This is a genomic window from Caulobacter sp. GW821-FHT12D05 (genome assembly GCF_058807295.1).
Window position 1 is genome coordinate 681958 of sequence record NZ_JBXAQO010000003.1, and the last position, 13141, is coordinate 695098.

Sequence of the window (13141 nt, forward strand, 5' to 3'; positions counted from 1 at the left end):
GGCGGCGCTAGCACAGGAAATCTGCTCCCCCGCTGGGGGAGCTGTCGGCGAAGCCGACTGAGGGGGCTGCTCGGCATAGGCCGCGCTGCCCCCTCCGACCCTACGGGCCACCTCCCCCAGCGGGGGAGGAGAGTCTTTGATCGCCGCGCCTTACAGCGGATCCGACAGCGGCACCGTCGTCGCCGTCGTCCCGGTCCCGCGATCAATACGCAGATTGTTCTGGACGTTGTCGACGCCCGTCACGCTCTCCGCGAGCGCCTCGGCGCGCTTCTTGTCCTCACGCGAGCGGACCGAGCCGGTGAGGGTGACGTCGCCGTCCGAGACCGAGACCTCGACGTCGCTGGCGTTCAGCCAGCTGTCGTCGGTCAGGCGGTCGCTGACGTCCTCGCGGATGCGTTCGTCCGAGCGGCGATAGCCCTTGGGGCCGCGGCCGCGATGGGCGCCGTCTTCCTGGCGGCGGTGCAGGGCGTCCTGGTCGCCCATCCACGAGGAGACCTCGTCGCGGGCCCGGTCGAACCAGCTGCGATCTTCCTCCTGCCGCCGGCCGGGGCCGAACGAGCGGTAGGGGTCATGATTGCCGTAGGCCCCGCGATAGCTGCGCTCGCGGGCTTCCTGGTCGCGGTCGTGGTGGTCGAAATACCGCTCGTCGCCATAGTCGGCCGTACGGCTGGAATAGCCGCTGGAGCCGTAGTCGCCGGTCGCGCCGCCGAAGTCGTGGCCGCCCACGCGGCCGTAACCGCCGGGCGACTGGTAGCCGCCAGCGCCACCGCCGTAGTCCGCGCCCGAGCGTATGCGGCCATAGCCGATGTCGCCGCCTTGTTGGGCCGCGCGCAGGAACTCGCTGCCGCCACGACGCGGGCCGCGATAGCTCTCGCGCGGGGCGTCCTGCCCGTACGAGCGATCATAGCCGGAATTGGCGTAGCTGGAGCGTTCCGGGCCGGGGCGGCGCTGGGCGTCGTAGCCGTAGCCGCGATCACGGTCACGGTCCTGGCGGTTGCGGTCGAAATCGCCGTCGGCCTCGACGTCGAAGCGGCCTTCGCGGTCATTCCATCTCTGGGGCATGGGTGTACTCCGTGGCGTTCTGGGAAGCTGCGGGCGCGTCGAGGCGCCCCGGCTCTCAAAACGGACGGCCGGAGTCGGTGTTCCTAGCGCTCAGCTTGCCGCGACGGATTGTCGGGCCAATTATTGGGCCTACAAACAATATGCCTGACAGACATATCCGCTGGCCCTATTGACCGCCCCTCAATGCGTTTCGACGATCGTTTCCTCGAAGAACTGAAGTCCCGCCTTCGCCCGTCCGACGTCGTCGGCAAGTCGGTGAAGCTGCGGCGGCAGGGGCGCGAGTATGCGGGGCTGTCGCCGTTCACCAAGGAAAAGAGCCCGTCGTTCTTCGTCAACGACGAGAAGGGCTTCTATCACTGCTTCTCCAGCGGCAAGCACGGCGACATCATCAGCTTCCTGCAGGAGACCGAGCGGCTGACCTTCGCCGAGGCGGTCGAGCGGCTGGCGGCCGAGGCCGGCATGAGCCTGCCCGCCGTCGACCCGCAGATGGCCCGCGAGGAGCAGAAGCGCTCTTCCCTGGGCGACTGGATGGAGCTGGCCTCGGCATGGTTCGAGGCCGAGCTGCGTCGCCCCGTCGGCCAGGCCGCCCGCGCCTATCTGGAAAAGCGCGGCCTGCCGGAGAAAGAATGGAGCCGCTTCAGCATCGGCTTCGCCCCCAATAACCGCACGGGCCTGAAGGACTACCTTATCGCCAAGGGCGCCAAGCCGGGCGACCTGGTCGACGCCGGGGTGCTGATCGCGCCCGAGGACGGCGGCCAACCCTATGACCGCTTCCGCGATCGGATCATCTTCCCGATCACCGACAGCCGCGGGAAGGTGGTGTCGTTCGGCGGCCGGGCCATGGATCCCAACGCCCGCGCCAAATATCTGAACGGTCCCGAGACCGGGCTCTTCCACAAGAGCCGGGTGCTGTACGGCCTGTTCGAGGCCCGCAAGATCCTGCACGCCAACCAGTCGGCAGCGCCCAACGCGCGCACGCCGATGGTGGTGGTCGAGGGCTATATGGACGTCATCGCCTGCCAGCGCGCCAATGTGCCGGCCGTGGCGGCCATGGGCACGGCCCTGACCGAGGAGCAGATGGAGGCCCTGTGGCGCCTGCATCCCGAGCCGACCCTGTGCTTCGACGGCGACAAGGCCGGCCAGCGCGCCGCCCACCGTTCGATCGACCGCGCCTTGCCGTTGCTCAAGCCCGGCCGTTCGTTCCGCTTCTCGATGCCGGTCGGCGGCAAGGACCCCGACGACGTGCTGCGCGACCAGGGCCCCGACGCCCTGCGCGAGCAACTGGCCGACACCAAGCCCTTCGTGGTCGCCCTGTTCGAGCGTGAGCGGGATCTGGAGGAGCTGGACACGCCCGAGCGCAAGGCCGGCCTGCGCCAGCGCCTGCGCGCGGCGGCCGGGACCATCGCCGACAAGGACCTGGCCCAGGCCTACAAGGACGACCTGCGCGAACGCTATGACGAGCTCTTCCAGCGCCGGCGGCCGCCCCAGGACGGCGGTGGCGGCGGCGACTATGGCGGTGGCTACAATGGCGGGGGCGGCGGTGGTTTCCGCGATCGGCCGTTCACGCCCCGCAGCGGGGGCGGGACCTGGAAGAACGGCAAGCGCGAGCCGCCGGATCCGGGCCTGCGTCCGACCGCCCGCGTGCAGATCACCGGCCGCATCAAGCCCTTCCACGCCGCCATCGCCCTGGCCGCCATCGACCACCCGGGCTGGGCGCGGGCCTATGACGAGGCGATCGAGCGGGTGGGCTTTGGCGATCCGCGCCTGAAGCCCCTGTCGCACGAGCTGTTCATGGCCCTGTGCGACGACCACGGCGACGACGTCCCGCTGCGCGAGCGCCTGAGCCGCAAGGGCCTCTCCGAGCCGCTGGCCGAGATCGAGCGCCTGGCGGTCGCCGACGCGCCGTTCCTGGACGCCCGCTTCGACCCGGCCAAGGCCCGCGCCCTATGGGCCGCCTGCTATGAGGCGGTGATCGAGATCGCCGATTCCGAGCGGGCCCTGGACGGCATGCGCCGCGAGGAAGTCACCGCCGCCAGCCTCACCGCCACCCGCGACCTGCGCGACCGGATCGCCGTTCTGCAGCGCCAGATCAGCAATCTGGAGTTCTGGCGGGCGCAGTAATTAGAGTTGCAAATTTTGCGATAGTGACCCGTGCCATCTTGACACCGGCGTCACCCAAAGCCACATGCCGACTCAAGGAACTGCCAAGCAACTGACTGACATCGCTCGGGCCGCCGCTGCGCGCGCCCTATACCGAAACAGGATGTCACCCTCGTTGCCGCCCCAGGTCCCCAGCGGTCGTCGACCCGATCAGGGAAGACGCCAGGCCGCGCCCACGCCTTTGGGCCTCCGCCGGGTTTCCCGCGGAGCGTTCGTACATGGCGGAAAGGGCGCGCTTAGGCGACTTCTGACGGGAACGTGATCATTGGGAGTGCGCTGAGTCACAGCGCCGGCCGGCGAGACAGTCCTTTTCGAAACGGATTTTTTCGGCGCCGCTCTTGCTAGAGCCCAGCGGTGTCGATTTCGGAGAGCTTGATGAGCAACAATTCCTCGGCCGAGACGGAAGCGCCCGAAGCCACCGGTGGTGACGGTCCTCTGCTCGACCTGACCGATGCCGGCGTAAAGAAGTTCATCAAGCAGGCGAAGGCCCGCGGCTACGTCACGATGGACGAGCTGAACAAGGTGCTGCCGTCCGAGGAAGTCAGCCCCGACGCCATCGAAGACACCCTCGCCATGCTGAGCGAGATGGGCGTCAACGTGGTCGAGGCCGAAGAAGACGCCGAAGGCTCGGAAGGCGGCGAGGTCGCCACCCGCGACGAGAACACCGCCGTCATCACCAGCGACAAGCCGGCCGCCTACGACCGCACCGACGACCCCGTGCGCATGTACCTGCGCGAGATGGGCTCGGTCGAGCTGCTGTCGCGCGAAGGCGAAATCGCCATCGCCAAGCGCATCGAGGCCGGCCGCGACACCATGATCCGCGGCCTGTGCGAGTCGGCCCTGACCTTCGAAGCCATCATGGTGTGGCGCGAGGAACTGGGCACCGGCCGCATCCTGCTGCGTGAAGTCATCGACCTGGAAGGCACCTACGCCGCCATCAACGGCGTCGCCGCCCAGCCGGCCGCCGACGAGGAGGCCGAGCCGGCCGAACCCGTCGACGACGAAGCCGGCGAGGCCAAGCCCGAGGGCGCCGAAGGCGAGGACGAGGACGACTTCGACGATGGCGCCGGTCCTACCGTCAGCGCCATGGAAGGCGAACTGCGCGAAGGCGTCATGGCCATCCTGGACGCCATCGCCAGCGAGTTCGAAAGCTTCCGCAAGCTGCAGGACAAGCTGGTCGGCAGCCGCCTGAAGGGCGAGGACCTGACCGACGCCGATCGTAAGGCCTATGAAGGCCTGTCGCAGACGATCATCCAGCACCTGAAGACGCTGAAGCTGAACAACAACCGCATCGAGGCGCTGGTCGAGCAGCTCTATGCGATCAACAAGCGCCTGATCGGCCTGGAAGGTCGCCTGCTGCGCCTGGCCGACAGCTACGGCATCAGCCGCGGCGAGTTCCTGAAGGCCTATTTCGGTTCGGAGCTGAACCCGAACTGGGGCGATCAGGTCAAGGGTATGGGCGTACGCTGGACCAAGTTCGTCGAGAACGACAGCCAGTCGGTGACCGACATCCGTGGCGAGATCGCCGCCCTGGCCACCGAGACCGGCGTGCCGATCGACGACTATCGCCGCATCGTCCAGACGGTCCAGAAGGGCGAACGCGAAGCCCGTCAGGCCAAGAAGGAAATGGTCGAGGCCAACCTGCGCCTCGTGATCTCGATCGCCAAGAAGTACACCAACCGCGGCCTGCAGTTCCTGGACCTGATCCAGGAAGGCAATATCGGCCTGATGAAGGCCGTCGATAAGTTCGAATATCGCCGCGGCTACAAGTTCTCGACCTACGCCACCTGGTGGATCCGCCAGGCGATCACCCGCTCGATCGCCGACCAGGCGCGGACCATCCGCATCCCGGTGCACATGATCGAGACGATCAACAAGATCGTCCGCACCAGCCGCCAGATGCTGCACGAGATCGGCCGCGAGCCGACCCCGGAAGAGCTGGCCGAAAAGCTGGCCATGCCGCTGGAAAAGGTCCGCAAGGTCCTGAAGATCGCCAAGGAGCCGATCTCGCTCGAAACGCCGATCGGCGACGAGGAAGACAGCCACCTGGGCGACTTCATCGAGGACAAGAACGCCGTCCTGCCGATCGACGCGGCCATCCAGTCCAACCTGCGGGAAACCACCACCCGCGTGCTGGCCTCGCTGACCCCGCGTGAAGAACGCGTGCTGCGCATGCGCTTCGGCATCGGCATGAACACCGACCACACCCTGGAAGAAGTCGGCCAGCAGTTCTCGGTCACCCGCGAACGCATCCGCCAGATCGAAGCCAAGGCGCTGCGCAAGCTGAAGCACCCGAGCCGGAGCCGGAAGCTGCGGAGCTTCCTGGACTCGTAAGAGCCGGCGAGAGCCACAAACGAAGACGCCCCGGTCGCAGGACGGGGGCGTTTTTGTTTCTGCTAAGAGGATGCCTGCGCGGGGAGGTAACGGCGTTGCACGACCGTTTTTGAGATGTGCCGGCGTACGGCTCCGTCAATGCCAAAGGTCACCGTGGGTAAGCCGAATTGCTCCCACATATCCTTAGCGTTCTTTGCGAATTGCAGCGCTATCCCCGCGCTGGTGACGGCAAACGCGCCTCTGGCCCATATGCAGCCGATGGTCGCCAGGCAACCGCCCGTGACACCGGAAAGGAGGGCGATATTCCTCCCCCAGATCGAGACCATGCCATCCTTCTCGGTCAGGTGAAAATCCGTCAGTTTCTTGCTTAGAACTTCGAGCATGCGCTTGGCGGCCACGTCGAGTTCTTCCTCGGTATGGGCCTCACTGGCGTCGAAGGCCGCCTGCCGCCAATCATCGTCTTCGACGACCTTCTTAAAAACGCTCCAGTCGAGCTCAAAGTAGCGCTCGGTGATCGAAACGGGAGCGTCGCTGAACTGGGCGTGGCCACGATAAAATACGTTTCGATCAGTGTGAGCATCGAGCGTTTCACGCCGCAGATAATCCGACGAGCTGATGCAGTTTTGAGCCCCATAGGCATCCAGGCGATTGAGGTGCCAGTCGTGTTCGACCCAGAAGCGGGCGAGTTCGAAGTTCTCGCCATAAATGAGAGGACCTTCACGGAAGAAGAGGCCCATGGGTACTGCTCGGGAGTACTTTGCCACGAACTCTGAATTGGTTTCCGTAAGGATATCGCGATGGTGTGGGCTGATCAGGCGTCGACTGCGCTGTTCGATCACGTCGGCCGGCGAGAACGATCTTACCGCTTTCAGGAAAATCCTCTCATCCAGCGACCGAAATTCTCCAAACTCCATGAGGTAGGCATCGATACGCTCCAGGTGAGCGGGCATCTTTTTGTTCAGAAGACTATCGCGTAAGCCGACAAAGAAATCCCCACCCGGCCCGGTGGACAGAATAACGTGAGGGGCGAACAGCTTTTCCATCGCTTTCGGCAGAGCCTTGTAGCTTTTCGCCATCATGGCTTGGTGGGCGGCGTGACGAGCTCTGTCGATGTCGTCCGGATCGAGATCGGGATCATCTACCCGGAACATTGAAAACGGTAGCTTTGGATTGGCCCATCGTTCCACAAGGAACTCCTGGGGGGAAACGGCGCTGGTGCGGGTCTCGATCTGCAGTTCCAAGGGTCTCCAGCCGTGTGTCCGGCAGAAATCCAAGTCGATCGCCTGAAACAGCTCCCCGAATATCTGGATGGCGATCGGGGAGTCGTAAAAGCTCTCGGCGGAAGCGACGACGGTATTGCCGAAAAGTAGCGCCAGAAGCACGTCTGACCGGGCTTGGGCGAGCAGGTGATCAAAGAAGGCGGCGTTCCGTGGCTGTGCCTTGCCGCTATAGAGCGACTGTAGAACGATCTTGTTCTGACGTTCGTGCTGGCTCATGTCCGCTCGCACCCCTTGCGGTCATGTGGTGACGCTACCATCGCGAGCTTTTTAGCGAAACAAGCTTGGCCTTTGCGGCGCAAAAGAAAACGCCCCGATCAAAGGACCGGGGCGTTTCTGTTTTCGCGTCAGGGGCTCCTCAGCTCATATCCCGCACCTTCTCCGCCAGCTTTTCGGCCTGACGTTCCAGGTCATCCGCCTGGCCCGGCAGCTTGCGGGCGACCTCCAGCAGTTCCTCGTCGGTGACCTCGCGGTTGCCGCGGGCGCGGTTCTCGGCGATCTGTTTGGCGCGGTAGGCGGGGTCGCGCAGGCGGGAGGCTTCCTCGCGCATCTGGCGGGCGCCCGAGCGCATTTGACCCACGCCCTTGGTCATCTCGACGCGGGCCACCTGCATGGCCTGGACGCGGATGCGTTCGCCGTTACGGCGGGCTTCCTCACCCGCGCGGCGGGCGTCCTCGCCGGCCCGGCGGGCCTGGTCACTGATGCGGCGGGCGTCTTCGGCCGAGAGGCGGGCCTGGTCGGCGGCGATGCGGGCGGCGGCTTCGATCTCGCCGCGATGGGCCTCGACCTCGCGGCGGGCGTCTTCGGAGATACGGCGCATGTCCTCGGCGCTGAGGCGGGCCAGTTCGGCCTCGGCGCGGGCGTGCTCGGCCTGTTGGCGGGCTTCCTCGATGGCCTTGATGTCGGCGTCGCTCAGCCAGCGGTGCGAGAAGGCGAAGTTCCAGCCCTTGGCCGGCGGCGCGGGCGGAGCCGGCGGAGCGGGCGGGGCTTCGGGCGCGGGCGGGGCGGCTTCGGCGGGCGCGGCGGGAGGCGCGGGCGGCGCCGGCGGCGCCTGTTCGGCGACAGCGGCCGGCGGCGTCGGCGGCACGGGCGGGACCGGGGCGACCTGGCGGCTCAGGCCGAAGGCGGCCAGCGGGGTGGCGACGATCGCCAGGGCGGCGACGGTGAGGCCCACGGTCAGCGGACGGCGGCGGTCGGGCGTGTCGGTCATCAGGCAGGCGATCCTTGTCTTGAGCGTCTTGGCGTCGGCGGCCATCGCAGTAGCGCCGTGCGGGACGGGAGAGGCGGCCAGGCGCACCAGGGTGCGGGCGTAGAGGGTGCGGTCCACGCTGCCGACGGCGGCGGCGTCGGCCGCTTCCTCGGTGCGCTCGGCCAGCACCGCGTGCAGGCGCCAGACCAGCGGGTTGAACCAGAAGATGGCCAAGGCCAGGCGCGACAGGATCAGGAAGATCCAGTCGTGGCGGCGCAGGTGGGCCAACTCGTGCGCCATGATGGCGGGCGCGGAGCGAGGCTCGGCCAAGGTAGCGGGATCCAGCAGGATGGCGCCGGGCGCGACGCCCCAGCTGAGCGGGCCGGTGACGCGGTCGCTGGCCACCAGGCCCGGACGGTCGGCGGGCGAGAGATTCTCGATCGGGGCCAGCCAGGCGGGATCGGTGACCGGCGCGCCCTTGCGGGTCCAGCGCTCCAAGGTGTTGAGGCCCACGGCCAAGCGGCCGCCGATCAGCGCCGCGCCCAGCAGCCACAGGCCGCCGGTGATCGCGCCGGGCGACATCCACCAGGGATTGGGATCCAGCTGGGTCGGCGCCTCGCCCGTGACGGGCGGCAGCACGACCGGCTCGGCCGGCAGCGGCGGCAGCAGGGCAAGTTCCAGCGGCGGCAGCATGTTCATGATCGCCGGCAGGGCCAGCAGCAGGCAGACCGTGCCGCGCAGGATGTCGACACGCTCGACCGGGCGGCGGGTCATGTGGCGGGAGCAGGCCAGGCCCGCGCCGGCGACCAGGCTGGATTTGACCAGCAGCGAGATCAGCAGGATCCAGGTCACGCCTTATCCTCCACGCGTTCGTCGATGAGGGCTTCCAGGGCCGCGGCCTCTTGCGGGGTCAGGCGCTCGCCCATGCCCAGCAGGGCCGTGGCGGCGCTGGCGGCCGAGCCGGCGAAGAAGGTGTCGATCACCCGCCGCAGGGCGCTGACGGCCACCGTCTCGGTCTCCTGCACGGGGCTGAAGCGCACGCCGTCGGGGCCGCTGGCCCGCTCGACCAGGCCCTTGGCCTCCAGCCGCGAGAGCATGGTGCGCACGGCGCTGTCGCTGAGCGGATCCGACAGCGCGCCCCGCACCTCGGCGGTCGTGCCGGCCTCGAGCCGGCACAGGGTCTCGAAGACCTCGCGTTCGCGTCTGGGCAGGGCGTCGATCATGGCGCGTTCCGATCTCTCTTCGCTACAGGTGTAGCGCTACGTCTGTAGCGATGGAAGTGAACTCGGCGTAATGCGTGGATTGCGCTGGTCGGCGGCGGTAGGCTGCCGCTTCAGGCCTTCATTCTTGCGGAAAGCGGCGGACTGGGTGGATCGGATCGAGGCGATGCGGGTGTTCGTGGCCGCCCTGGACGAGGGCAGCCTGGCCGGGGCTGGCCGCCGGCTGAACCGCTCACCGGCCGCCGTCAGCCGCGCCATCGCCTTCCTGGAGCAGCATGTCGGGGCCGAGCTGTTGCATCGCACGACCCGCTCGCTGCGGCTGTCGGAGGCCGGCGACCGCTACGCCGCCGCCTGTCGCCGCATCCTGACCGACCTGGAGGAGGCCGATCTGGCGGCCCTGGGCGAGCGCTCGGCCCCGCGCGGCATGCTGACCATCACCGCCCCGCCGATCAGCGGCGAGGACGTGCTGCGGCCGATCGTCGATGCGTATCTCGACGCCTATCCGGCCGTGTCGGTGAATCTGGTCCTGCTCGACCGCCACACCAACCTGGTCGAGGAGGGCTTTGACGTCGCCCTGCGGGTGGGCCAGCTGCCGGACTCGTCGCTGGTGGCCACGCGAGTGGGCGGAGACGTGCGGCGGGTGATCGTCGGGGCGCCGCGCTATCTGGATCAGCATCCGCGCATCGTCGAGCCGGCGGATTTGGCCAAGCACCAGGTCGTCACCACCACCCACTTTGGCCACGACACCTGGGTGTTCCCGCCGGCGCCGGGCCAGACCATCGCCCGCGCGGTGCATTTCAAGCCGCGCCTGGTGGTCAACAGCGTGCGCGCGGCCCTGGCCTCGGCGGTCGAGGGGCGGGGCGTGACGCGGCTCTATACCTATCATGTGGCCGAGCGGGTGCTGGACGGGAGCCTGCGGATCGTCCTGCGCGACGCCGAGCCAGCTCCGCTGCCGGTGCATCTGCTGACGCCTCAGGGCCGCACCGCCACGCCCAAGGTCCGCGCCTTCATCGACTTCGCCGCGCCTCGGCTGCGGGCGATCTTCGCGCGGCTGTCGGCGGACTCCGAGGTGCTGAGTCATTCCGCCGTTTGACGGAAGACTGACTGCCAATCAGCGTCCATTCACCCGATCAACGATCGATCCGACATTGCTGCTCATGGACAACGCCAAGGAGGCAGTCATGAGCAACGAACGGAAAGTCGCCATCGTCACCGGGGCCTCGCAAGGCATCGGCGAGGCGCTGGTCAAGGCCTATCGCGACCGCGATTACCGCGTGGTCGCCACCTCGCGATCGATCAAGCAGGGCAGCGACCCGGACATCCTGGCCGTCGCCGGCGACATCGGCGATCCGGCCACCGCCGAGCGGGTGGTCACCGAAGCCCTGGCGCGCTTCGGCCGCGTCGACACCCTGGTCAACAACGCCGGGATCTTCATGGCCAAGCCGTTCACGGCCTACACCGAAGAAGACTTCCAGACCAAGATCGCCACCAACCTGGCCGGCTTCTTCCACATCACCCAGCGCGCCTCGGCCCAAATGCTGAAGCAGGGCGCGGGACACATCGTCAGCATCACCACCACCCTGACCGACCACGCCCTGGCCGACGTGCCCTCGGTGCTGGCCAGCCTGACCAAGGGCGGCATCAACTCGGCGACCAAGTCGCTGGCCATCGAGTTCGCCAACAAGGGTGTGCGGGTCAACGCCGTCTCGCCCGGCGTGATCAAGACCCCGATGCACGCGCCCGAGACCCACGCCTTCCTGGCCGGCCTGCATCCGGTGGGTCGCCTGGGCGAGATCCGCGACGTGGTCGAGGCCGTGCTTTATCTGGAAACCGCCGGCTTCGTGACGGGCGAAATCCTGCACGTCGACGGCGGCCAGAGCGCGGGGCACTAAAGTCATGCCGATGGTCAACATCCAGGTTACCCGCGAAGGCTCCGCCCCCGGCCGCTCGGCCGTCACGGCGGACGAGAAGGCCCAACTCATCGCCGGCGTCAGCCAGCTGTTGCTGGACGTGCTGGGCAAGCCGCTGGACTCGACGTTCGTGGTCATCCAGGAGGTCGAGCTGGAGAACTGGGGCTGGGGCGGCATGCCTGTGCCCGAATATCGCCGGCGCGTCGCCGCCGGCGAGGCATTCTAGCTAGCGCGTTTTCTGACGACGAACCGGTTCCCACTTCGTCTGAAAACGCTTGGAGGAGGTTCCGCCATGTCCAACCGCGTGCTCGACCTGTTCGGTATCGACCTGCCGATCATCCAGGCCCCGATGGCCGGGGCGACCTCGCCGGAGATGGTCATCGCCGCCAGCAATGCAGGGGGTCTCGGCTCCCTGCCCAGCGCGCTCTATTCCGAAGAGCAGCTGCGGGCGGCGCTGGACACGGTGCGGGCGGGCACGAAGAAGCCGATCAACGTCAACTTCTTCAGCCACCAGAACCCGGCCGACGACCCGGCCGCCCAGGCGGCATGGCGCGAGCGGCTGCGGCCCTACTATGTCGAGGAGGGCCTCGATCCCGACCAACCGATCCCCGCCGCCGGCCGCGCGCCGTTCAACGACGCCTTCGCCAAGGTGGTCGAGGACTATCGCCCCGAGGTGGTCAGCTTCCACTTCGGTCTGCCGTCGCCGGAGCTGGTCGAGCGGGTCCGGCGCACCGGCGCCAAGGTCATCTCGTCGGCGACGACGGTGGCCGAAGCTCAGTGGCTGGAGGCGCGGGGCGTCGATGCGGTGATCGCCATGGGCTTCGACGCCGGCGGCCATCGCGGCAATTTCCTGACGGGCGACATGAGCCAGCAGGTCGGGACCTTCTCGCTAGTGCCGAGGATCGTTGATGCGGTCTCGGTCCCGGTGATCGCGGCCGGCGGCATCGCCGACCGGCGCGGGGTGCTGGCGGCTTTCGCGCTGGGGGCTGAGGCGGCGCAAGTCGGCACGGCCTATCTGCTGACGCCCGAAGCGGCGATCTCGGACGTCTATCGAGAAGCCCTGAAGTCCGCCGAGGAAGTCACCGCCGTGACCAACCTCTTCACCGGCCGCCCCGCACGCGGCATCGTCAACCGGCTAATGGCCGAAGTCGGCCCGCTGTCTGACCTCGCCCCGGCCTTCCCGACCGCAGGGGCGGCCGTGCTGCCCCTCCGCAAAGCCGCCGAAGCCACCGGTCGCGGCGATTTCAGCTCGCTGTGGGCCGGCCAGGCGTTCCGCGCCAGCCAGCCGATGAGCTCGGCCGCGCTGACGCGGGTATTGGCTGGGCTCTAGCCCATGGTGTCATCCCGGCCGCAGCGAAGCGGAGAGCCGGGACCCAGGGGTAACCGCAGTGCGCCGGCCCCTGGGTCCCGGATCGGCTACGCCGTCCGGGATGACACATGAGAGCTAGGCGTTTTCGAGAGTACGCGCCTGCGGCTGGTGGTCGACCAGCGCCTGGTTCGGATCGGCCATCTCCGTCACCGCGCCGGCGAAGGTCAGGTACTCGGCGGCGAAGTCCAGCGGCAGGATCTCGACCAGCCAGGTGTTCTCGATCCACACCTCGATGACGTGGAAGTGGCCGCCGCGGTCGCAGACATAGGTCTCCCAGCCCTTGGCCGCGGCCTTGGCCATGACGTCCTCGCGGGACATCGAGACGCTGAGGGCGAAGTGGGTCGGCGAGCGGCGATCGCTGCCGTCCGGCTGGCGCACGAAGACCGTGCCCGGCTCGCCGTTGGGGACCATGACGGTGCCGGCCGGATAGATCTCGATGGCGGTGCCCATGCCGTCGGCCTTGAACACCATGACGCTGCCGGGATTGGGCGGGAAGTCGACGACGACGCCGCCCATGATGTCGGCGAAGAATTGGCCCGCGCCTTGAGGATCGGCGGCGCTGACGGACAGGTGGTGGATCATTGGAGTGCTGCTCTGTGTGCTGGCGCAACCGTCCGCGC

At 67.7% G+C, this 13141-nt stretch carries 12 protein-coding genes; 7 read left to right on the plus strand and 5 right to left on the minus strand.

Going from position 1 to position 13141, the window contains the following annotated elements; all coding sequences use genetic code 11:
• Positions 1 to 150: 150 nt before the first annotated feature.
• Positions 151 to 1062: a BON domain-containing protein gene (locus AC1RRR_RS16030; RefSeq protein WP_492814586.1), complete on the minus strand. Its 912-nt coding sequence runs from the start codon at positions 1060 to 1062 to the stop codon at positions 151 to 153.
• Positions 1063 to 1245: 183 nt separating this feature from the next.
• On the opposite strand from AC1RRR_RS16030, the gene dnaG reads away from it, so the two are divergent.
• Both dnaG and rpoD read left to right on the plus strand, forming a co-directional pair.
• Positions 1246 to 3183, plus strand: a complete 1938-nt coding sequence (gene dnaG / locus AC1RRR_RS16035) for a DNA primase (RefSeq protein ID WP_492814588.1) — start codon at positions 1246 to 1248, stop codon at positions 3181 to 3183.
• A gap of 414 nt (positions 3184 to 3597) precedes the next feature.
• Entirely contained in the window at positions 3598 to 5556 is a 1959-nt protein-coding gene (gene rpoD / locus AC1RRR_RS16040; RefSeq protein ID WP_492814590.1) for an RNA polymerase sigma factor RpoD, read from the plus strand.
• A 62-nt stretch (positions 5557 to 5618) separates the two neighbouring features.
• On the opposite strand, the gene AC1RRR_RS16045 is transcribed toward rpoD, so the two are convergent.
• From AC1RRR_RS16045 to AC1RRR_RS16055, 3 genes are all read right to left on the minus strand, one after another.
• Complete coding sequence (locus tag AC1RRR_RS16045) at positions 5619 to 7052, minus strand: hypothetical protein (RefSeq protein WP_492814592.1); 1434 nt, start codon at positions 7050 to 7052, stop codon at positions 5619 to 5621.
• Positions 7053 to 7191: 139 nt separating this feature from the next.
• Entirely contained in the window at positions 7192 to 8874 is a 1683-nt protein-coding gene (locus AC1RRR_RS16050; protein WP_492814593.1) for a M56 family metallopeptidase, read from the minus strand.
• Positions 8871 to 9245: a BlaI/MecI/CopY family transcriptional regulator gene (locus AC1RRR_RS16055; protein WP_454714238.1), complete on the minus strand. Its 375-nt coding sequence runs from the start codon at positions 9243 to 9245 to the stop codon at positions 8871 to 8873. The genes AC1RRR_RS16050 and AC1RRR_RS16055 overlap by 4 nt, the downstream gene beginning before the upstream one ends.
• 145 nt (positions 9246 to 9390) lie before the next feature.
• On the opposite strand from AC1RRR_RS16055, the gene AC1RRR_RS16060 reads away from it, so the two are divergent.
• From AC1RRR_RS16060 to AC1RRR_RS16080, 5 genes are all read left to right on the plus strand, one after another.
• The gene (locus AC1RRR_RS16060) at positions 9391 to 10335 is read left to right on the plus strand and encodes a LysR family transcriptional regulator (protein WP_492814596.1); all 945 of its coding nucleotides are present in this window, start codon (positions 9391 to 9393) and stop codon (positions 10333 to 10335) included.
• A gap of 88 nt (positions 10336 to 10423) precedes the next feature.
• Complete coding sequence (locus AC1RRR_RS16065) at positions 10424 to 11134, plus strand: SDR family NAD(P)-dependent oxidoreductase (RefSeq protein ID WP_492814598.1); 711 nt, start codon at positions 10424 to 10426, stop codon at positions 11132 to 11134.
• Positions 11135 to 11138: 4 nt separating this feature from the next.
• Positions 11139 to 11378, plus strand: a complete 240-nt coding sequence (locus AC1RRR_RS16070) for a tautomerase family protein (RefSeq protein WP_492814600.1) — start codon at positions 11139 to 11141, stop codon at positions 11376 to 11378.
• Positions 11379 to 11444: 66 nt separating this feature from the next.
• Positions 11445 to 12482 carry an NAD(P)H-dependent flavin oxidoreductase gene (locus tag AC1RRR_RS16075; protein ID WP_492814602.1) on the plus strand — a complete coding sequence of 346 codons (1038 nt, stop codon included), beginning with the start codon at positions 11445 to 11447 and terminating at the stop codon, positions 12480 to 12482.
• Positions 12472 to 12600, plus strand: a complete 129-nt coding sequence (locus AC1RRR_RS16080; protein WP_492815266.1) for a hypothetical protein — start codon at positions 12472 to 12474, stop codon at positions 12598 to 12600. Before AC1RRR_RS16075 ends, AC1RRR_RS16080 begins: the two co-directional genes overlap by 11 nt.
• Here the strand turns inward: AC1RRR_RS16080 and AC1RRR_RS16085 are convergent.
• The gene (locus AC1RRR_RS16085; protein ID WP_492814604.1) at positions 12597 to 13103 is read right to left on the minus strand and encodes a VOC family protein; all 507 of its coding nucleotides are present in this window, start codon (positions 13101 to 13103) and stop codon (positions 12597 to 12599) included. The genes AC1RRR_RS16080 and AC1RRR_RS16085 overlap by 4 nt on opposite strands.
• Between the last annotated feature and the right edge of the window lie 38 nt (positions 13104 to 13141).